This window comes from Xanthomonas sp. NCPPB 3442, assembly GCF_056725145.1.
On sequence record NZ_CM161514.1, the window covers coordinates 4,439,478 to 4,461,330 of the forward strand.

Below are 21,853 nucleotides of genomic sequence, written 5' to 3' on the forward strand. Positions count from 1 at the left end.
CGCATGACGCGCATGGATGCGGGGCTTTCCGCCAGGACAGCCAGGCACCGTTGCCGCCGTTTGCCGCAGCTGCATCGAAAGCGGCGCACTCACCAGGGCCCTTACAGCGCTGTTTCATCCTTGCCCAGCGGAAACGTCAGGCCCTGCCCACGTGCTGCGTTGAAGATGATGCCGCGCGCCTGCTGGATGGCCGGCGTCGGTGCGAGCAGGCGTGGGCGGCGGTCCAGCGTGCAGCTCAGGCCGGCATCGACCAGCGTTGCGTGCGCCTGATGCAGTGGTGCGCCGCTCTCGTCCGGGAGCCAGTGCGTGCGCGCCAGTGCGTCGATCAACGCTGGCGTGTCGCAGGCGTCCAGCAGCTGCGGCTGCTGCGCTGCCAGCCCGAGCACGCCGGCCTGCAGCACGAATTCCAGATCCACCAGGCCGCCAGCGCCCTGCTTGAGATCCAGCCGGCCGGCATCGCTGCGATCCAGTTCGGCGCGCATGCGCGCCCGCATCTTGCGCACGTCTTCGTGCAACTGCGCGGTGTCGCGCACCCGCATCAGCGTGTCGCGACGCACGTGGGCAAACGCGTCGCAAAGCGCCGCGTCGCCGGCCACCGCGCGTGCACGCACCAGGGCCTGATGCTCCCAGGTCCAGGCGCGATCGCGCTGGTAGTCGCGGTAACTGGCCAGCGAGGACACCAGTGCGCCCTTGCCGCCATCCGGGCGCAGTCGCACATCGATGTCGTACAGCCGGCCGGCGCCGGTCTCGGCAGCCAGCAATGCCATCACTTTCTGCGCAAGCCGCGCAAACCAGCGCCCGGCTTCCAGCGGGCGCTTGCCGTCGGAGGCGTCCACCTCGGGCGGATGATCGTACAGGAACACCAGATCCAGATCCGATCCGAACCCCAGCTCCAGCCCGCCCAGACTGCCGTAGCCGACAATGGCGAAGCTGCCGCCAGGCACGTGTCCGTGCGCGGCCAGCATGTCGCTGCGCGCCAGGTGCAGCACGGTCTGCACGACCGCTTCGGCAAGCCAGGCCAGTTGGCGGGTGCTCTCCACCGCCTGCTGGCGGCCATCCAGCGTGGCCAGCGCAATACGGAAGCTCAGTGCAAGCCGGCGCTCGTTGAGTTCACGCAGCGCCGCTTCGGTGTCGTCGATGTGCAAGGTCTCGGCGCAGGCCGCGTGCAACGCTGCGCGATCCGGTAGCGGGCCGCTGATGCGGGTGTCGAGCAATTCGTCCAGCAGCAACGGATACGCCGCCAGCCGCTCGGCCAGCAGCGCACTGCGCGAGAGCACATCGACCAGGCGGGCAAGCGCGCTGGGTTGCTCGTCGAGCAACGCCAGATAGCTGGTGCGGCGCAAGGTGGCCTGCAGCAGGCCGAGCATGCGACGCACTGCCGCGTCGGGCTGGCTGGCGCGGGTGGCCGCGTGCAGCAGTGCCGGCATCACCCGATCCAGCCGCGCACGCGCGCTATCGGACAGCGCGCGCACGCCGGAAGACTGCGCGAAATCGGCCAGCGCCTGATGCGCGCCATCGGGATCGTGCAAGCCAATCCCCGCCAACGGCGCAGCATCGCCTTCCGGCAGCGCGCGCCAGTAATCGGCAAGCGCGTCCGGTGCGGTGGCGCGCACGCGCGGGGCCAGCAGTTCGGCGAATTCCGCGGCCACGCGTGTGCGCTGCGGTGCCAGCGCGTCCAGCAATGCCGACCAATCCGCATACCCAAGGCCCAACGCAATGCGCTCGCGATCCAGCGGCGCCTGCGGCAATGCGTGGGTCTGCGCATCGCGCAACATCTGCAGGCGATTTTCCAGCCGGCGTAGAAAACGATACGCCGTCGACAGCGCCTGGCCGTTCTCCTGGTCGATCTGGCCTGCGGCCACCAGCGCCTGAAGCGCGGGCAGCAGCCGGCGTTCGCGCAGACTCGGTTCGCGTCCACCACGAATCAGCTGCAGCGATTGGGCCAGGAACTCGATTTCGCGAATCCCGCCGGGCCCGCGCTTGATGTCGTCCAGACGATCGTGCCGCGCCACTTCGGCGGTGATGGCGGCCTTCATTTCGCGCAAGCCATCCAGTGCGGTGAAGTCCAGATACCGCCGGTAGACGAAGGGGCGCAGCGTTTCCAGCCAGGCTTCCCCGGCGTCGATATCGCCAGCCACCGCGCGCGCCTTGAGCCAGGCATAGCGCTCCCAATCGCGACCTTCGCGCTGGAAATACTGGTCCATGCCGGCGAACGACAACGCCACGCGGCCGGCGGTGCCGAATGGACGCAGGCGCAGATCCACGCGATGGCTGAAGCCGTCGGCGGTGGTTTCGTCCAGCAACCTGGCCAGCTGCTGGCCCAATCGCGCGAAATACTCTTCTGCTGCCAATGGACGCGCGCCATCGGATTGGCCGCCCTGCGGATAGGCGTACACCAGATCCACGTCCGAGGAAAAATTCAGCTCGCCACCGCCCAGCTTGCCCAGCCCGAACACCACCAGGCGCTGCACGCTGCCGTCTGCAGCAACGACCTTGCCGTGGCGGGTGTGGAACTGCTGCTCCAGCGCTTGCAGGCCGCATTGCAGGCAGTGCTCGGCCAGCCGGGTGGCGCCGGCCAGGGTGGCTTCGACGCTGTCCAGACCGAGCACATCGCGCCAGACCAGGCGCGTGGACTCGGCGCTGCGATAGCGTCGCAATTGCGCAGGCCACAGCGGTGGCTGGGCCGGATCCAGCTGCGGCAGTGGCAGTGGCGGCGGATCGGGTTGGGCCAGGTGCTGCAGCAACACCGGTTGCCGCGCCAAGGTATCGAGCGCGAACTCGCTGGCCAGTGCGACCTGCGCAAGCTGCCGATCGAACGCGCCGCCCGGCCACGCCTGCTCGACAGGCAATGATTGACGAACACGCGCCATGGCCCGCTCGATCAGGGCGGTGAGCGCAGGAGACATGGAAACGGTCGGCATCGGCATGACCGGATTTTGGCATCCCCGCCACGCGGGGAGTACACGCATGCGCGACATCCCCCAGGGCGACTGCAACAGGGCGTGCAGCATTTCGCCGCCTTGAACATCTCGCTTACGCAGCCCTGACGACAGCCATGCTGCACTGCGGCTTTCGCACGAGGTCCCGCCATGTCGCCCACCACCTTGCCTGCTCACTTGCTGCCCTCGCAGATTCCGCTCCAGACCGATGGCAACGATCCTGCGCTGCCGCCCAGCCTGCCCTTTCTGCATCTATGGACCGGGCCGGATGGCAACAGCTGCCTCAACGCCTCGCAGCTGCCCGGCTTCGGTCGCAAGAGCGTGGGTGGCGGTGCCGCACCGCAGTGGTTGCGACCGTTTCCCGGCGAGGTGCTCGGCATCCAGTTCGCGGTGCTGCCGGTAGGCTGGGTCGGCGACTGGCATGAGAGCCCGCACCCGCAATGGGTGATTCCGTTGCGTGGCCGCTGGTTCATCGAAACCGGCGACGGCACACGCGTGGAAATGGGTCCTGGCGACATCCATTTCGGCCAGGACCAGGGCACCACCGATCAGCGCGGCCATCGCTCCGGCCAGTTGGGCGATGAACCTTGCCTGCAGATGATGGTGCAGTTTGCGCAATCGCCGGGCGCGGCCACCGCGCATCCGTTCGGCCATCCGGCGCCGCGCTGATGGACCGCCACTGCCGCGTCCGCGCGCCCGGCGCCGCCCGGCCGGCCGAGTGCCCGCCCCCCGCCACGCGCCACGCCGGGCTGGCGGCGCGCCTGGGCAACGCGCGCCTGCTGACCCTCTACGACCAGGCGACCTGGAGCGAGGGGCCAGCCTGGTGGGAGGCGCAGCGCACGCTGGTCTGGAGCGATGTGGTCGGCCGCCGCGTGCTTGGCTGGCGCGAGGACGGCGCGGTGGACGTGCTGCTGGATGCCACCGCCTTCACCAATGGCAATGCGGTGGATGCGCAACAGCGACTGGTGCACTGCGAACACGGGCGCCGCGCGATCACCCGTAGCGATGTCGATGGCCGGGCGCATCTGCTGGTCGGGCGGTTCGAGGGCAAACGGCTCAATTCGCCGAACGATCTGATCGTGGCGCACGACGGCGCGATCTGGTTCACCGACCCGCCGTTCGGGCTGCTCAAGCCCAGCCAGGGCTGCCCGGGCCCACAGGAGCTGGACCATCACGGCGTCTACCGGCTGCCGCCCGATGGCGGTGCCCTGCAGTGCATGGTCGGCCTGGATCACCCCAACGGGCTGGCGTTCTCCCCCGACGAACGCGTGCTGTACGTCTCGCAGACGCCCGAAGGTGGCCCGACCTCGCCGGAGATCACCGCCTTCGACTGGCGCGATGGCGCATTGCACAACCGGCGCCGCTTCGCGGTGGTGCCGGACGGCCTGCCGGATGGCTTTTGCGTGGACCGCCAGGGCTGGCTATGGAGCAGCTCCGGCGCGGGCGTGTGCGTCTTCGACACCGATGGCCAATACCTCGGCCTGGTGCCGACACCGGCCACGGCGTCCAACTGCAGCTTCGACCTGGAGCAACGGCGGTTGTTCATCACTGGCGGCAGCACGCTGTGGCTGCTGGAGTTGCAGCAATAAGAACGGTTAACGAAAACCGCCAGGCGGACGCGGCCGCTGCCCGCGATGGCAGGGATCACGCGTACGAACGGTTGCACGCACGCCGTGCACATCCAGCAGCATGATCGCTCGCCAGGTTTTGGGCGCAGCGCCACGCCATGCAAGCCTGCTCGCCGCGATGCGCGCAGGCGGCAGCCACGGCATGAGGTGCGGCCTTCATTTGCAGCGGATCTCGCGCGGATTGGCGCTTGACCCGGCAACCTGCAGGCATAAAAAAGCCCGCTTGCAGCGAACTGCCAGCGGGCTTTGCTCCCTCCCCCACGTCGGGATGCAGGATCATAGTGCGCGCCCCGAATCGGACTTGCACGCTGCACTGCAAAACAATACCAGGCAGTACAGAACTGGTGTTTTTTCTTCACGCCTGCGCGCGCGATGCAGGCGTCAGCGCAACAGGTCAGGTTGCGCGCGATACCACTCCGGCGCACCTCGCAGATGCCATTCGGGCGTGTCGCCGCGCAAGCCCACTGCCGCGCTCAGCAATCCCCAGCGGGCCAGCAGACTGCCGCGACGTTGATTGCCCTGCAGGCGCAGGCGCGCATCGACCTGAAAGCGTTCGTTGCGCGCCTGCAAGCGATCGACGATGACCGTGTCGCCTTGCCAGTGCGCGCGTGCGGTCAGCTGCGCCTGGCCTGCATCCACCAGCCGGAGCATCCAGTTCGGAATCGAGCGGTCGCGTGCATACAGCGCCACCAGAAATGCCAGATCGCGCACCTGGATGCGCACACGCCCATCCACGCCCACCGGTTGTCGCCATTGCATGCGCGCATCGTCCAGCACGATGCGCGCCCACCAGCCATCGCGGTGTTGTCCATCCGGGCCGGTGAATCCGACATTGCGCAGCTGGATGCGGCTGGCATCGAGACTGAACTGTTCGGCGCGTAGATCGCCGCGCTGCAGGCGCAGATCCGCATCCACATCGCCGCGCAACGGCAGGCCGGCGAACTGCAGCCGCGCTGCACGCGCCCCGATGCGCACACCGCCCTTGCCGATGCGCCCACCCGGCTCGATCTGCAGATCGCCGCTGAGCACGCCGTTACCGCCGTCAAAGCGCAGTTGCTGCTGCGGCAGATAGCGGTTGTAGGCACGCAGATCCGGCACGCGGGCATTGGCGAAGACCAGATGCGCGCGCGTGGCATCGCGCAGGCTGCTCAGGTTGCGCGCATCGGCGCGTGTGCGCAGATCCAGGCGCAGATCGCGGCCTTGCACGAACGGGCGCGCGGGTGCGTCGGTATGCGCGATCGAAAACTGCTGCATCTGCAGTGCAAGCGCCGGCAGCAACTGTCCACTGGCATCGGCGTCCACGCGCAGATCTGCACTGGCCTGTCCCGTGATCGCATGCCCCATCACGCCCACCTGCGCGTGCACGTGCGGCACCTGCAGGCGGCTGCCGGCAGCAAGCTGGCCGCGATCGATCCGCAGATCGGCATCGACCAGGCCCTCGCCCTCCAGGGTCAGCCAATCCACATCCGGAAACAGCGCAGCAATCCAGCGCAACGAAGACAGCTGCCAATGCAGCCGCGCATGCCCGGACGTGCGCGGCAACAGGCTGCGCATGGATTGCACCGGCAGTTGCCTGCCTTGCACGCGCAGGTCGGCGTCCAGCGTCAGCCCGACATCGGCCGGCTCGGGCATGCTGACCTTGAGCCGCATGTCCTGATCGACCTGTAACTGCGCCGTCAATTCGCCCAGCAATGCGGCCGGCGCGCGCGTGCTGTCGTGCAGCGGCGCGCGCCATTGCAGCTGGCTCCCGGGCTGCAACGCGCCACGTATCCAGCGCAGCTCGCCATCTGCACGCCCCTTGCCGGCACGGGTCGCCAGCGTGTGCCGGCCCTGCGCATGACGGGTGACATCCAGCGCTGCGGTGTCGCCATGCACGGCGATCAGCGCATCGGTGAGTTGCAGCACCGCCAGTCCGCTTGCCTGATCCGGTGCATGCCGTGCGATGCTGGCGTCGATACGCAGCTGCCCATTGCGCATCACTTCGTCCTGCCCCCACCGCACACGCGCCGATTCGAACACTGCATGGGAGGGGAAGATTTCCATCGGCCCGCCACGCAGTTGTTTGAACAGGCCCAGTTGCAGTTGGCCCTGCCCTTCGATGTGCAGCTGACGCAGCGACACGGCCTGCACCTGCTCGGCAACGATGCGGTCCAATTGCAGGGTCCAGGCGGTTGGCGAGGCGGGTGTACCGGCTTGCGTGTCGGCGCGCCTGGCTGATTGCGGTGTGCTGGTGATAGGCATTCCGGGCTTCGCGTCCGTCGTGGCCGTTGCAATCGTCACGCGCAGATCCTGCGCGGGCGTCTGCGTCGTCGCCGAGTGTTCGGCATTGGGCGTTGCTGTGGGCGCCCGCTCGTTTGCTAAAGCGGCCGGCGTATCCGCGGCCCCCTTCGCCGCAGCAACAGCAGCACGCGTCGCTTGCGCCGCCGCAGGGGATTGCATCGCCCCCGTCCCGGGCGTTGCGGCTGCAGCCTGCATACCGCCACGCACACCGCGCACATGCAACTGCGGCACCAGCAGCTGGCGGTGCAGCAATGGCAGCAGCCGAATCTGCCCACTCATCCGCTGCGCGCTGACATTCCAGTGCGTGCGTGCCGAATGGCCTTGCAGGTCGACATCCCACAGCACCACACGCCCCGGCCACCAGGTCAGCGCAGGGCCCCAGTGCATCGTGAACTTGTCGGGCGAGCGATTCAGCGCAGCCGGGCCAAGCGGCGTGTTGAGCAATAGGTTGCCCAGCAGCAAATAGCTTGCGTACAGCGCAATCAGTGCCGATAACGGCCATCGCAGTAAGCGTGGCAAGGCGCGCCAGCGGGCGCGAACAGGCATCGTCATGACGGCAGGCTCCTGGAAACCGCGCACGCGGCTGGGCACAGTGTGCCAAGCCAGCCGTGAGCAGGGCGCAGCACGCTCACGCCAGCGGCCGCATCACTTGGTTTTGGAGACCGCCGGCAACAGTGCGGGCTGCGCGTCATACCACTGGCGCGCGCCGGCCAGATGCCACTGCCGCTGCTTGCCATCGAGTTCGATGCCGGCACCCAGCACACCCCAGCGCAGATACAGATCGCCGCGCCGCTGCGCATCGTTCAAGGCCAGCCGCGCACGCAGCGACAAGCGCGCGTTTTCCGCATGCAGGTCGTCGATCAGCAGCTGCTGCTTGCGCCAACGCAGCCGGCCGGTCGCATCCAGTTCGCCCGAATCCAGCAGACCCAGCACCCAGCGCGGATAGTCGGCGCGCTGGGCGAACACCGAGAGCAGTGGTGCGATATCGCGCATGCGAAGGGCTGCCTCGGCATCCACCTGGAACGGTGCCTCGGCCTGGATGGTGCCGGCACCCACTTGCAATTCGCCCCACCAATCGGCGTCTTTATCGTCGTCGCCCACGCGCGTGTTGCGCAGGCGTATGCGCGTGCCACTGAGGTCGAAGAACTTGTTCTTGAAGTCGGCGCGCTGCAGCGTTGCCTGCAACTCGGCATCGCCGCGCATCTGCACGCCAGCCAACGCCAGGTGCGCGCCCTGCCCGCGCAGATGCGCATGCCCGTTACCGACATCGCCGGAGGCATTGAGCGCCACATCGCCGGTCAGGCTGCCGCTGCCGCCGAGCAGGCGCACGTTATTGCCCGGCAGATAGCGGTTGTAGGCGGTGAGATCGGGCACACGCGCATCGCTGAAACGCAGCTGCGCCTTGAGCGTGTCGCTCAGGCGGGCCAGCTCGGCATCGCCATGCATGGCCAGTTGCAGATCGCGGCCGTCCAGCAGGAGCTGTTTGGGCGCATCGCGTGGCGCCGCCTTGAAGGTGGGAATGCTGACATCCAGATGCGCCTGCGGGGTGGCGGCATCGTCGATGCGCCCATGCGCCTTGGCCACGCCGGCCAGGCGCGTGTCAAATACCTGCGCCACGGCCTCCACGCGCGGAATGTCCAGCGTGCTGCCGGCACTCAACCGGCCCCGTGCAAGGCGCAGGTCCGCTTCGACCAGACCGCCACCTTCCAGCTGGAACCACGGCTTGCGCACGAACAGCTCGGCGATCCAGTTCAACGATTCGAACTTCCAGCGCCCACGCACCTGCCCCGACAGGCGCGGCAACAGCTGCGCAGGCCGTTCGAACGGAACGCTGCGCCCGGCGACGCGCAGATCGGCGTGCAGCTCGCTGCCGGTCTTCTCATCGCGCGGCAGCCGCGCCTGCACGCGGATGTCCTGCGCCACGTCCAGTTGCAGCGCAAGCATGCCGCGGTCGGTGGCACCAACGCCCGCAAGCAATGGCAGCCGCCACACCGCACGGCTGCCCGGCTGCAGCGCGCCGCTGGCCAGGCGGATATCGGCCTCCACGCGCGCGGCCGATGGCCCGCTGCCGATGTCCACATGCGGCGCGCCGGTGTCGATCTTCAGCGCCACGGAATTGGCTTTGAGCTGTAGCCGTGCGGCGGTGATGCCGAGCTTGCGCAAGCCCGGCGCCTGGTCGCGGTAATGGCGTGGAAACTGGAACTGCGCATCCAGCTGCGCACCGTTGAACACCTGCACTCCGTCGTAGCTGACCACCGCGTCGGTAAAGCCCGCTTCGGAAGGAAACAGTTCCGACGGCCCGCCCTTGAGTTGCTTCAGGAAACCGACCTTGCCGTGCCCTTGTCCGGCAATCAGCAATTTGCCCAGGCGGGCACTGCGAATGCTGTTGCTGGTGATTGCATCAAAGCGCAACGTCCAGCCCTGGTTGCCCCGCGGCGGTGGCGGAATCGGCGTATCGGAGGTTTCCACTTCTGCGCTCACGCCGGTGGCATGCAGCCAGGGCAGCCGCACTTCGCGCCGAAACAAGGCCAGCAGGGCGATACGCGCATGTGCGCGGTCGGCGTGGAAGACGTACACGGTGCGGTTGGCCTGCCCACGCATGCGCACGTTCCAGGCGATGACCTCGCCCGGAAACAGCGTCACTGCCGGGCCGGTCTGCATGGTGAACTTGTGCGGTTGCCGATTGGTGCTGGCGTCGAACAGCGGGGTATTGAGATACAGGTTGCCGGCCAGCAGATACAGCGCGTACAGCGCCAACACCACGCCCACTGCACGACGCCACGGCCGTGGCCAGCGCTGGAAGCGGTCGCGAAGTGAGGGCATGGGCAAAGGCAGGAAAGAGTCTGCCGCCACTATCCCGGTTGCGCTGACCGCGACGCGTGAACAAGGCTGGTGCCGTTGCGGGAATCGGGAATCGGCGGCGAGCCTGGAAGTTGGCGCGCGGCCGGTGACCGGTGCTGCGCCGGCGATGCGCTGAACCGCTGCAATCGCGCAATCCCGGCGTTTAACGCTTCTCGAACTTCATTGCTGCGCACGACATGCAGCGACATCGCAGGGTCACGTGCCGGGTGGATAACGGTCCTGCCCGCTCGCTTCCTGTGCCAGGAAGGCTCTCTCCCCCTTCTGTCACTGAGCGAAACGGGCCATCACTGGGTGGTGTCCAATCCGTCGGGCCGGCTCCCTGCGCCGGCCCGACGTTCTTGGCCTGCAGCGGCCTGCCAGACGCCTGCGCTCACTGCCAAAGCCGATCAATGTCGCCATTGGTCGTCGCTGAGCGTCGTCGCCGATGGCACCGCCGCGCGTCACCTTGAACGTGCTGCACCTGCACGAGATCGGCGCGCCAGCTGTGCCTTCTCTCCTCGGTGAGGCGTGGACGAGCGTTCGGCGCATCCACTTCATCGCCTGCGCAGTTGCCGACGCCCGCTGCACCGACGCGCGTGCCAGCCGCAAGACACTTTTCCCATCGGGAGAAGATGACCCCCAGCGCCGGATGAGGGGACGCGCGAGGCCTCACGCTCACCGCAGACCAGCCAACGCGCTGCCTGGCAATCATTCCGTGTTGGCGATGCTCCACGCAGCATCAGCACATGTTCTGCCGATGCTGCTGCGTCGCCACTCACGCAGCCTCGGCAATCCGGCGCATGCGCCGTGCGCGCACTGCGCTCGCCAGGCGTTCCAGCACCTGCACCGAACTGTCCCAGCCGATGCAGCCGTCGGTAATGCTCTGGCCGTAGGTCAGTTCGCACACCGGCAACAGGTCCTGACGCCCACCGACCAGATGGCTTTCCACCATCACGCCGACGATGCGCGTTTCGCCGTTTTCCAGCTGATGGGCGATGTCCTCGACGACCTTGGGCTGGTTCTCGGGATTCTTGCTGCTGTTGGCGTGGCTGGCATCGATCATCAGGCGCGCAGGCAGGCCGGATGCATTGAGCACCTGGCTGGCCGCTTCCACATGGGCCGCATCGAAGTTGGGCTGCTTGCCGCCGCGCAGGATCACATGGCAATCCGGGTTGCCCGCCGTCGCTGCCACGGCGGTGTGTCCGTCCTTGGTCACGGCCAGGAAATGATGCGGATGCGAGGCCGCGCCCACCGCGTCCACCGCAATCTTGACGTCGCCGCCGGTGCCGTTCTTGAAGCCCACCGGGCATGACAGCCCGGATGCCATTTCGCGATGCACCTGGCTCTCGGTGGTGCGTGCGCCGATCGCGCCCCAGGCCACCAGGTCGGCGATGTATTGCGGCGAAATGATGTCGAGAAATTCCACGCCGGCCGGCAGGCCGAGATTGTTGATATCGCGCAGCAGGCCACGCGCTACGCGCAGACCCTTGTTGATCTGGAAGCTGCCGTCCAGGTCCGGATCGTTGATCAGGCCCTTCCAGCCGATGGTGGTGCGCGGCTTTTCGAAGTACACCCGCATCACGATCTCCAGCGCGTCGCCGAACTGGTCGCGCAACGGGCGCAGGCGCTGTGCGTACTCCATCGCCGCGACCGGGTCGTGGATCGAGCAGGGGCCGATCACCACGGCCAGGCGATCGTCGCGCCCATGCAGGATGTCGTGCAGCGCGGCGCGCGCATTGGTCACGGTTTCGGAGGCGCGCTCATCGCAGGGCAGCAGCGACAGCAGTTGCGCAGGCGGTGCGAGGGCTTCGATCTTGCGGATACGCAGGTCATCGGTTACAGGCGGCATCACAGTGTCTCGGTGGGCGGTGTTGCATCGGGGAGCCAGGCGAGGCGGCAACAAAAAAGCCGCCAGGTGTGCGCTGGCGGCTTTTCGGGAATGCTGCTGAAGTTGCCTTCAGGGTGAGCGCAATCCTTCCTCCGCCAGCGGCATCGGAAAACCGTAGTACCAAAAATAAAACTGGCTGCGGGGTGCGTTCATGGGATGCATTGATACCACGCACTTTTGCGCGTTGCCACTGTTTCATCGGCAACGGACCGGGCACAGGTGGACGCGAACGCCCTTCCACGGGCTCCGGCACACCCCCGCGTTGAAATGCATGCGGCCGCAGCGGTGAAGTCGGCACAGGTTACCGCGGCGGCCGCCAATCCAACGGGTGACGATGGCGCTGCCGCCAATCGGCGCGATGCAAACAATCGATGACGCGCTGATCGAGCTGGTCGTCTCGCCAGGTCCTGCGGCCCTGCCGGAAGCAGTGCAGACACCAGACGCCCGCACGCCACGGCCGCCACCGTGGCGTGCGCAAGCGCCGCACTCGCTCAGAACGTGAACACGTATTCGGCCGCCACTTCGCGGCCGATCGGGTTGAACAGCGTGGTGTTGTAGAAGCCGTACCCGTAGAAGCGTTCCTTGTGGTCGTAGCCCACTTCGTTGAAGACGTTGTTGACGTAGAAATTGACCTTGGCGTGGTCGGTGATCTTGTAGCCGGTGCTCAGGTTCCAGTAGATCGCCGGGCCCACGCGGCCGAAGTAACGCTTGCTGGTTTCGCCCAGATGCACGTTGGCGGTGTCGGTCACCAGGCACGCATCGGAGGCGCTGGGTTGATAGCCGTCGTCGAAGCGTTCGCAGGTGCCCCAGTTGACCGCGCGCATGGAGCCGATCCGGCGGAAATACACGGTCCAGTCCCAGGCGCCGCCGTTGTCCCAATGCACGCTGCCACGCACGCGGCTGCGCACGCGTTCGTCGCGGCGGTTTTCGTCGCTGTCGGTGCGGTAGATCTGCTCGCGGTAGGCGATCAGATTGTTGTAGTCCAGCGACAGCTGGAAGTTGCCCCAGCCTGCGGTGGCAAGGCGATACTTCAGCGACGCATCGATGCCGGAGGTTTCCATCTGCGCCAGGTTGATCGGGCCGCGCTCGATGCTAGCGATGGTGCCGTCGGCATTGCGCATCACGCGCGAGGTGATGGTGTCGCAATAGCCCGCGCCGCCGGGGTTATTCCACGTGCCGCCGCTGATGGTAGTGCCGGTACGGCAGCCGGCTTCGGCCGACAGGATCTCATCGCGGTCCAGGTCCTTGATCATTTCCTCCAGCTGGATGCGGTAGTAATCCACGCTCAACGACAGCCCTTGGGCGATGTCCCACACCACGCCACCGGTGAACGAGCGGCCGGTTTCCGAGCGCAGATCCGGGGTGCCGCGACGATTGACGTCCACCGTGTAGAAGATGTTGTTGTTCTCGTCGTTGCAGCCGCCGGTCAAATACGCGCCCGAGGAAATGCAGCGGTATTGATCGATCACCGTCTGGTTGGTGGAGCTGGGTTCGCCAAGCACGTAATGCATGTCGGGTGCGCGGAAGCTGGTGGCCACGGTGCTGCGCACCAGCAGGCTTTCCACCGGCCGCCATTCCAGGCCCGCGCTCCAGGTGGTGTCGCTCTGCGTGCCCACATCGGTGGGGATGGCGGCCGAAGAACGGTAATTGCCGTAGCGGTCGTAACGGCCGGCCACATTCGCGCTCAACGTGGAGAGCAATGGAATCTGGAATTCCAGACCGGCCGAACTGCGCATGCGTTCGCCACCGCCGCTGTCCACCACATCCACCGGGTAGCACTCGTTGGCGCAGGGGTCGGGCGAGAGTTGATAGCCTTGCTTTGCCACTTCGGCCACGGTGGCGAAGCGGATCGGCCCGGCCCAGCCCTGCACCACATCGCCGCTCACGCTGAAACTGGCTTGATTCACCCACGAATACGCCGAGTTATGCGACTTGGCGACCAGCGCGTCGTACTGGTCCGACGACAGCGGCGTGTACAGGCGCGCCTCGTTGATCGCATGGATCGGCGTGCCATCGGCGGCGGTGCCGAGGGAGCTGCCGAGGAAGTAGTCGGTGGCGCGCGCGGTGTCCACGGTGCGAATGTATTCGTCGACGGTGTAACGCGAGCGGCCCACGCTCAATTCCCAATCGAAACGGTCGGCCCAGACGCCGCGCAAGCCGGCGCTCAGATCCCAGGACTGCTCCTTGTTGTAGTTGGCAAGCCGGTCCCAGCCGCCGGCTTCGCGCCGGGTGAGCTGGCGGATCAGGTTCAACGAACGCCCGGTGGCCGCGTCCTGGAACGGGCCCAGGTACGCGTACGGCGGGTCGTAGGTCCAGCGGCCGATGCTGCGGTTGGCAGACAGCGTGGCCCAAGCCTCGGTGTGCTCGCCGAATTTCCAGGTGCCGTAGAGATATGCCGAATAATCCTCGCTGCCGGTGACCAGACCCCAGTCGCCGTAATCGCGCGCGACGCCGCAGTAATCGCCGGCATTGGTGAGCGCGCCTGTGTTCTGGTTGTAGCTCAGCCGCTGCCCGTCGATGAACTCACCGCCAAAGCGCGCGCAGGTGCCGGCCGGCGGTGCCAGGCGCTCGTTGGTATTGGCGTCGATCAGGCTCAAGCCGGTGAACGGATTGAAGCCGTACAGGCGGTTCTGGCCGGTCCAGTTGGAATAGGACATGTCGTCCGAATCGTCCATTTCAGGGCGATCGCGCCCGCTCAACGGGTCGCGCTTGGTGGCCTGCAGCGCGTAGGTCAGGCTCCAGTTCTCGCCGGTGCGCCCGCCGGCCCAGGACACGTCGAAACTGTCGCGCCCACCTTCGGTGGCGGTGCCGCCGCGCAGGCGCACCTGGTCGCCCTGATAGTCGCGCTTGAGGATCACGTTGATCACGCCGGCCACTGCATCGGAGCCGTAGATCGCCGACGCGCCGCCGGTGAGGATGTCGATGCGCTCCACCGCAGCGGAAGGAATATTGCTGTAGTTGGAGAAGTTGCTCTCGCCGCCGTAGGGCAGCGGGTAATCGGCCACGCGATGCCCGTTGACCAGCAACAGCGTCCGTCCCGGCCCGAGGTCGCGCAGATTGATCGGCGAGGCGTTGGGCGTATGCGAGCCCCACTGCGTATCGGCTTCCACCGAGCCCTGCTGATTCATGCTGTTGAGCACGTCGTAGACGGTGGCGAAGCCTTCCTGCTGGATCTGCTGCGCACTGATGGTGACCACCGGTTGCGCACCTTCGACCTGCGCGCGCTTGATGCGCGAGCCGGTGACGCTGACCGCATCCAGCGTGGAGGTGGCGCGCGTGGCATCGGGTTCGGTTTGCTGGGCCATGAGCGGCGGCGCGCACGCGGCAGTCACGGCAAGGGAGACGGAAATCGACAAGGCAAGGCGATGACTGCGGCAGTTCATAAGATCCCCGGGAGAGGCCGGACGTGGCCGGCGTGGCAATGCGCTGCAACGACGCCTGCCAGCGATGCGTGCACCGCTGCCCCTTGTCCGATGGCCCCCCGACCGCTCGGCGCAAACGCCTGCCCAGCGACGCTAAGGCTGCGATGACATCGGTGTCAACAGGTGGTCGCGGAGTGTGACGGCGATCGACTATCCGGCAGGCTGGGGCTGCCCTCACTGCGATGATTGCGCTCCCAGCGCACTCGACCCTGCGCAGCTGGCAACAGGTCATGCGATCACAAGTTGCCATCGTCCTGCCTGGTTGGTTCTTCCTGCAACGCAGTAGTTCGCATCGCGTTAGGCCGGCCGGGCAGGCTTGTTCGAATGATGCAGGCGCGCCAGCCAGTACGCGCTGGCCGCTCCCCCTCATCAAGGAAACCCACCATGGAGATCAAGAAACAGCAAACCGCAGGCCCCTCTTCTCTGGCGCCATTGCACGACATCCATACCGACAATGCCCCCGTCGCCGACGCCACATCGCCGACGCAAACCCCGCTCCACCCCAGCCTGGCTGCGCTCACTCCGCGCAGCCGTTCGCGCGCATCCAGCGCCGACTCCGAGCACGGCGCTTCGCCGGTGCCTTCGCACGACACCGAACCGCAGGCCGACTCACCCGAACGCGCCTCCGGCCCGTCCACCGCCGCAACACTTGCCGCACGCGCAAACGCCGCACTGGCAAGCGGCGTTCAGCAGGCTTACGCTGCGGTATCGAAGGGGGCGTCCAATCTCTGGTCGCTGGCGGACCTGCGCACCATGCTGCAGATCCATGCGGACGATCCCGCATTCCTGCAGATGGTGCGTCACACCGACCCGGAACAGAGCGCCCCGCACACTCTGGCCGCGTGCCGCCAACAGATCACGCAGCTGCGCGATGCCATCGAAGCGGCAACCGGCCTGGAAGCACGCTTCAGGCAGCAGTTGCTCGGCGACATCAAGGCCGTGGAAGACGCCCTGCAGCCGCTGGAGCACGGCACACCTGCGACCGGGCGGGCGCTCAAGTCGCTGGCCAACCTGGTCAATCTCTGGCCCCTGGTGGTCCCCAGTCCGTTGCTGGGCAACCAGGCCAAGACCTTCGCCTATTCCATCGCCGCGGCAACCAAGGGCGTGATGACGCTCTCGGCATCTGCACTGCGCCCCACCGCCGACGGGCTTCCGTTCCCGCTGATGGGCGGGCAGCTGGGGCGCGACGCCAACGAAATGCACTTCTATTCCGTTCTGCTCAACGGATTGTTTCTCACCACCGAACTGCCCAAGAAATTCGGCACCCCCTCCATGCGGCACCAAGCCGAAGCAGTGGAAAACAACCTGGGATTTGCCGCGGCCGCATCGACGGCATGCGCGGCGATGGTGCTGACGCCCTTCCTTTGGAACAGCCTCAACGTGCTGGGCAACCGGCTGCAGCACAAGCTGTCGCATCTGGGCGCCGGCATTGCAGAAAACGCCGGCTTTCAGAGCCAGGCGCAGCGGTTGCGTGCACGCCTGACGCCCGGCCAGGTCAGCGCGCAACTGCGCACGCAACTCAACGAGATCTGCGCCGCTCTGGAGCACGGCCGGGAAGCGTTTCAACAGGCACGTCGCGACTTCACCGACCCAAGCCAAGGGCGCGAGCTGACCCGCACGCTCAATGCCCAGTGCACGCACCTGCTGGAGACCCTGGACCGATGCAGCAAGCGACTGAGCGCTGCGCTACAAGTGGACCAGGACCAGCCAGCCACCCTCCCGCGCCAGGTGACCAACCACGACATCGCCCCCAAGTTGGCATTGGCATTGCTGGGAGCCGGAGTGACCGGGCTGACGGTCTACCTGATCCAGCCCGATCGCATCGGCACGGTGGATCTGTTGGCCGACTCGGTCGTGGTGACGGCGGTGATGATGCAATCGGCGGTCAACGCACATGCGACCCGTCAGGACGCCATGGAACGCTTCAAGGCCATGTGCTCCGGCAGCCTGGTCATGGCGCTGGCCCTGGGCGTGGAGAAATTGTCCAAGACCTTCGCAGACAAGAGCCTGATCGAAGCCTCGTCCTCATCGCCCTACTACGCCGGCGCGATCATGTCGCTGATGTCGATGACCATGCCCGGCCCCATGGCGCGTGGCGCAGAGCTGGCGATGAACTGGGGCGGCGGTCAGATCATGCGTGTCTTCAGGGGGCCCGACGGTACCGCGCTCGCAACCCGCATGCCGTCCTCGCCCGAGGAACTCATCCAGCACGTGCAGGACACCGCCAGATATGTGCAAAGCCTGTCGCCGGAACAGGCGCAGGAGTACGCGCAGACCGTTGCCGATAGCGCCCTGCAGGGGATCGAGGACGCCGGCGCGCAGACCAGGCCCGCCAGCAGCGTCACCATCACCGAGATCACCGAGGCAAACGAGGAGGAGGCGCTCGCCGCAGCCAGCGCATCGCCTGAGCAACGCTCGCCTGCGCGCACCCATCCGTCGCCGGATCAGGCCGCAGCCAGCACTGCACCTTCGTCCTGACGGTACGGCCGCCGGTCATCGGCAACTGCCGCGTGCCTGCGCAAGCGACGCGCATAAAAAAACCCCGCCGTTGGGCGGGGTTTTTTTTGCTGCAACAGCCGAAGTGGCGTGGATCAGAAATCCATGCCGCCCATGCCGCCCATGCCGCCGCCGGCCGGCATCGCCGGCTCGTCCTTCTTCGGCGCATCGGCCACCATGGCTTCGGTGGTGATCATCAGGCCGGCGATCGAGGCGGCGTTCTGCAGTGCCGAACGGGTCACCTTGGTCGGGTCCAGGATGCCGAATTCGACCATGTCGCCGAACTCGCCATTGGCGGCGTTGTAGCCGTAGTTGCCGCTGCCTTCCTTGACCTTGTTCAGGATCACGGACGGCTCTTCGCCGGCATTGGCCACGATCTCGCGCAGCGGGGCTTCCATGGCGCGCAGGGCGATCTGGATGCCGTGGGTCTGGTCTTCGTTGGCGCCCTTGAGCTCGCCCACGGCCACCAGCGCACGCACCAGGGCCACGCCGCCGCCCGGGACCACGCCTTCTTCGACGGCTGCACGGGTGGCGTGCAGGGCGTCTTCGACGCGTGCCTTCTTTTCCTTCATTTCGATTTCGGTCGAGGCGCCGACCTTGATCACTGCAACGCCACCGGCCAGCTTGGCCACGCGCTCCTGCAGCTTCTCACGGTCGTAATCGGACGAGGTGTCTTCGATCTGGGTCTTGATCTGGCCCACGCGCGATTCGATCGCCGCGGTGTCGCCGGCGCCGTCGATGATGGTGGTGTTTTCCTTGGAGACCTGCACCTTCTTGGCGCGGCCCAGGTCCTTGATGGTCGCCTTCTCAAGCGCCAGGCCCACTTCCTCGGAGATCACGGTACCGCCGGTCAGCACGGCCATGTCTTCCAGCATCGCCTTGCGACGGTCGCCGAAGCCCGGCGCCTTGACGGCCACGACCTTGACGATGCCGCGGATGGTGTTGACCACCAGGGTCGCCAGCGCTTCGCCTTCGACTTCTTCGGCGACGATCAGCAGCGGCTTGCCGGCCTTGGCCACGCCTTCCAGCACGGGCAGCAGGTCACGCACGTTGGAGATCTTCTTGTCGTGCAGCAGGATGAACGGGTCGTCCAGGTCGGCCGACTGGCTCTGCTGGTTGTTGATGAAGTACGGGGAGAGGTAGCCGCGGTCGAACTGCATGCCCTCGACCACGTCCAGCTCGTTTTCCAGGCCCGAGCCTTCTTCAACGGTGATCACGCCTTCCTTGCCGACCTTCTTCATCGCTTCGGCAATGATGTTGCCGATCGACTCGTCCGAGTTGGCCGAGATGGTGCCGACCTGGGCAATCGCCTTGTCGTCGGTGGTGGGCTTGGAGATGTTCTTCAGCTCGACGACCGCAGCCTTGACGGCCTGGTCGATACCACGCTTGAGGTCCATCGGGTTCATGCCGGCGGCCACGGCCTTGGCGCCTTCGCGGATCAGGGCCTGGGCCAGCACGGTGGCGGTGGTGGTGCCGTCGCCGGCGTTGTCGTTGGTCTTGGAAGCGACTTCCTTGACCATCTGCGCGCCCATGTTCTCGAACTTGTCGGCCAGTTCGATTTCCTTGGCGACGGAAACGCCGTCCTTGGTGATGGTCGGCGCGCCGAAGCTCTTCTCGAGCACGACGTTGCGGCCCTTCGGGCCCAGGGTGGCCTTCACGGCATTGGCAAGCACGTTGACGCCACGAACCATGCGGGTACGTGCGTCTTCACCGAAACGAATGTCTTTAGCAGCCATTGGTTGTTACTCCGGGATTTGAGATTGGGGATTGGGGATTGGCTAGAGCGGGATCCGGAGGAGAGGCGGATTGGTGCGGCAAGCCGCGGTGACCAATCCCGAATCTCGACTCCCGAATCCCGCCGGCAACGGCTATCAGCCGATGACGGCCAGGATGTCGTCTTCGCGCAGCACCTTGTACTCGACGCCTTCGGACTTGTAGCTGCTGCCGGCGTACTGGCCGTAGATGACCTTGTCGCCAACCTTGACCACCGGCGCGCGCAGGCTGCCGTTGTCCAGCGGCTTGCCGGCGCCGATCGCGACGACTTCACCCTTGGTGGACTTTTCCTTGGCGGAGTCCGGAATCACGATGCCGCCGGCGGAAACTTCGTCGGCTTCGATCGGCTTGACTACAACGCGGTCGTGAAGCGGCTTGATGCTCATAGAGAGAAGACCTCTTAAGTGTTTGATTGGCCTGGAAATTATCGGCGATGTTAGCACTCGCACATGACGACTGCCAGCACAGCGCGCGGAAAAAACCCGACAAGCGGGTGCGGGCCAGAGATTGTGCTGCGCGGGCGGCTTTCAAGGGCTGGCGGCAAAAATTTTTCGCCGACCGCTTCTTTCCGAACCACCGGGGCGGCCGACAAAACGGAGCGAGCGGTTGTCAGGTGGGCGCGGACATCGCGGAGGAACCGGAATGGAGTGCATGCCCACGGGCACCGGGCGCGCCCACCTGGCAGGCGTATAGCGGTCTGGTCCAATGCTCTAGAAATGGAACCAGGTTCCATCGCCTGTCATGCGCGCGCCTTACAGTCGGGAACGCATTCCCCGATCACAAGGAGCTGTCGATGAGGTTGCCGTCCCGTTTCGTGTCCCTGCGTTGCACCCTTCCCCTGGCCTGCGCGTTCGCGCTCGGTGCCACCTCCGCCAATGCGGCGGTTTTCATCAACGAGCTGCACTACGACGACGCGGGCGCCTCCGGCGACAGCGGCGAGGGGGTGGAAGTGGTGGCCACTGCCGGCGAATCGCTGAGCGGTTACCGCATCTACCTGTACAACGGCAACAGCCCCAGTGCGGCAGTGGTGTACGCCAATACGGCGGTGCCGGCCGGCACGGTGGTCAGCTGCGGCAGCCAGGTGCGTATGGCCACGGTGAGCTATGCCAGCAACGGCGTGCAGAACGGCCCCAACGACGGCGTGGCGCTGGTCGACCCCAACGGGCAGCTGGTGCAGTTCCTCAGTTATGAAGGCGCCATCACCGGCAGCGGCGGCCCGGCGGCCGGCGTGACCAGCCAGAACCTGCCGGTGAGCGAGAGCAACAGCACCGCGGTCGGCAGTTCGCTGCAATTGACCGGTACCGGCAGCAGCGCGGCCAACTTCAGCTGGGCCGGCTCGGCGGCGCAGACCTTCGGCGCCTGCAACCGCGGCCAGACCTTCACCGGCAGCGACGGCGGTGGAAGCACCGGTGCTCCCACCATCAGCAGCACCACACCAACGCAAGGCGCCACCGGCTTTCCGGCTGCCGGCGATCTGGCCGTGGGCTTCAGCGAAGCGGTGACGCTGGGCAGCGGTGCGTTTGCGCTGAGCTGCGCCAGCTCCGGCAACGTGGCGTTGACATACCCGACCAGCGGCACCCGCTTCACCCTGTCCACCAACACCGCCCTGGTCGGCGGCGAGCGCTGCACGCTGGCCATCACCGCCAGCGCCATCCGCGATGCCACCGGCCTGAGCCCGGCCGCCAACCAGTCCATCGCCTTCACCGTGGCCACCGCCAGCGGCGGCGGTACCGGGTACTACGCGCGGGTCAATACCGCCAGCGCCAGCCAGCTGCGCTGCTCGTTGCACGCCACCATCAAGGGGCACACGGTCTACCCGTACAGCGGCAGCGGCACCAGCACCTGGACCATCCTGGAAATGGCCGACGAGGATCCCAACAACAGCGGCCGCATCCTGGACGCCTACCGCAACCGCAGCTACGCCAAGGTCAGCGACCGCGCCGGCACCGGCAGCGGGCTCACCTACAACCGCGAGCACACCTGGCCCAACTCGCTGGGCTTTGGCAGCGCCACCGGCGACCGCGGCCTGCCGTACGCGCCCTATACCGACACCCACATGCTGTACCTGACCGACACCAGCTTCAACGCAGACCGCGGCAACAAGCCCTATGCCACCTGCACCAGCAGCTGCGGCGAGCGGGCGACCGAGGTCAACGACGGCAGTGGCGGCGGCAGCGGGCGATATCCGGGCAATTCCAACTGGGTCCGCACGCCCGACGGCAACAGCGGCACCTTCGAGGTGTGGGGCCGGCGCAAGGGCGACATGGCGCGCGCGGTGATGTACATGGCCATCCGCTATGAAGGCGGGCTGGATGCGGCCACCGGACAATCCGAGCCGGACCTGGAGCTGACCGACGACCGCAGCAAGATCGTGCAGACCGCGGCCTCGCCGGCCTACATGGGCCTGCTCTCCACCCTGCTGGCCTGGCATCAGGCCGACCCGCCGGACGATGCCGAGCGCGCCCGCAACGAGGTGATCTTCAGCTTCCAGGGCAACCGCAACCCGTTCGTGGATCACCCCGAATGGGCCACCGCCAGCCTGTTCAACTCGGCCAAGCCGGCCAGTTGCCAGCTGGCCAACTAAGA

Annotated in this window: 11 protein-coding genes and 1 other RNA gene; 4 read left to right on the forward strand and 8 right to left on the reverse strand. The window is 66.6% G+C overall.

Annotated elements, in window-relative coordinates; translation table 11 throughout:
* Positions 1–101 precede the first annotated feature (101 nt).
* Entirely contained in the window at positions 102–2,927 is a 2,826-nt protein-coding gene (gene glnE / locus AC1POX_RS19260; RefSeq protein WP_372356492.1) for a bifunctional [glutamate--ammonia ligase]-adenylyl-L-tyrosine phosphorylase/[glutamate--ammonia-ligase] adenylyltransferase, read from the reverse strand.
* 162 nt (positions 2,928–3,089) lie between these two features.
* Between glnE and AC1POX_RS19265 the strand changes: the two genes are divergently transcribed.
* Both AC1POX_RS19265 and AC1POX_RS19270 read left to right on the forward strand, forming a co-directional pair.
* Positions 3,090–3,608, forward strand: a complete 519-nt coding sequence (locus tag AC1POX_RS19265) for a cupin domain-containing protein (protein WP_008577083.1) — start codon at positions 3,090–3,092, stop codon at positions 3,606–3,608.
* Positions 3,608–4,528 (forward strand): SMP-30/gluconolactonase/LRE family protein, encoded by a 921-nt coding sequence (locus tag AC1POX_RS19270; protein WP_057681108.1) that lies wholly within the window; start codon positions 3,608–3,610, stop codon positions 4,526–4,528. Before AC1POX_RS19265 ends, AC1POX_RS19270 begins: the two co-directional genes overlap by 1 nt.
* 420 nt (positions 4,529–4,948) lie before the next feature.
* On the opposite strand, the gene AC1POX_RS19275 is transcribed toward AC1POX_RS19270, so the two are convergent.
* From AC1POX_RS19275 to AC1POX_RS19290, 4 genes are all read right to left on the reverse strand, one after another.
* Positions 4,949–7,399 (reverse strand): hypothetical protein, encoded by a 2,451-nt coding sequence (locus AC1POX_RS19275; protein WP_338334645.1) that lies wholly within the window; start codon positions 7,397–7,399, stop codon positions 4,949–4,951.
* 93 nt (positions 7,400–7,492) lie between these two features.
* Positions 7,493–9,670, reverse strand: a complete 2,178-nt coding sequence (locus tag AC1POX_RS19280) for a translocation/assembly module TamB domain-containing protein (protein WP_338334646.1) — start codon at positions 9,668–9,670, stop codon at positions 7,493–7,495.
* A gap of 793 nt (positions 9,671–10,463) precedes the next feature.
* Positions 10,464–11,537, reverse strand: coding sequence for a 3-deoxy-7-phosphoheptulonate synthase (locus AC1POX_RS19285; protein WP_338334647.1), 1,074 nt, complete (start codon positions 11,535–11,537; stop codon positions 10,464–10,466).
* A 530-nt stretch (positions 11,538–12,067) separates the two neighbouring features.
* Positions 12,068–14,881 carry a TonB-dependent receptor plug domain-containing protein gene (locus AC1POX_RS19290; protein ID WP_029818524.1) on the reverse strand — a complete coding sequence of 938 codons (2,814 nt, stop codon included), beginning with the start codon at positions 14,879–14,881 and terminating at the stop codon, positions 12,068–12,070.
* 501 nt (positions 14,882–15,382) lie between these two features.
* Between AC1POX_RS19290 and xopX the strand changes: the two genes are divergently transcribed.
* The gene (gene xopX / locus AC1POX_RS19295) at positions 15,383–17,476 is read left to right on the forward strand and encodes a XopX family type III secretion system effector (protein WP_372356493.1); all 2,094 of its coding nucleotides are present in this window, start codon (positions 15,383–15,385) and stop codon (positions 17,474–17,476) included.
* Between the two features lie 113 nt (positions 17,477–17,589).
* On the opposite strand, the gene groL is transcribed toward xopX, so the two are convergent.
* The 3 genes from groL to AC1POX_RS19310 form a co-directional block, all read right to left on the reverse strand.
* Complete coding sequence (gene groL / locus AC1POX_RS19300) at positions 17,590–19,230, reverse strand: chaperonin GroEL (RefSeq protein ID WP_011346211.1); 1,641 nt, start codon at positions 19,228–19,230, stop codon at positions 17,590–17,592.
* A 135-nt stretch (positions 19,231–19,365) separates the two neighbouring features.
* Positions 19,366–19,653: a co-chaperone GroES gene (locus AC1POX_RS19305; protein WP_003483210.1), complete on the reverse strand. Its 288-nt coding sequence runs from the start codon at positions 19,651–19,653 to the stop codon at positions 19,366–19,368.
* A gap of 197 nt (positions 19,654–19,850) precedes the next feature.
* Positions 19,851–19,920: non-coding RNA, sX9 sRNA (locus AC1POX_RS19310), on the reverse strand.
* Positions 19,921–20,060: 140 nt separating this feature from the next.
* Between AC1POX_RS19310 and AC1POX_RS19315 the strand changes: the two genes are divergently transcribed.
* Complete coding sequence (locus AC1POX_RS19315) at positions 20,061–21,851, forward strand: endonuclease (protein ID WP_277574492.1); 1,791 nt, start codon at positions 20,061–20,063, stop codon at positions 21,849–21,851.
* The last annotated feature ends 2 nt before the right edge of the window (positions 21,852–21,853 follow it).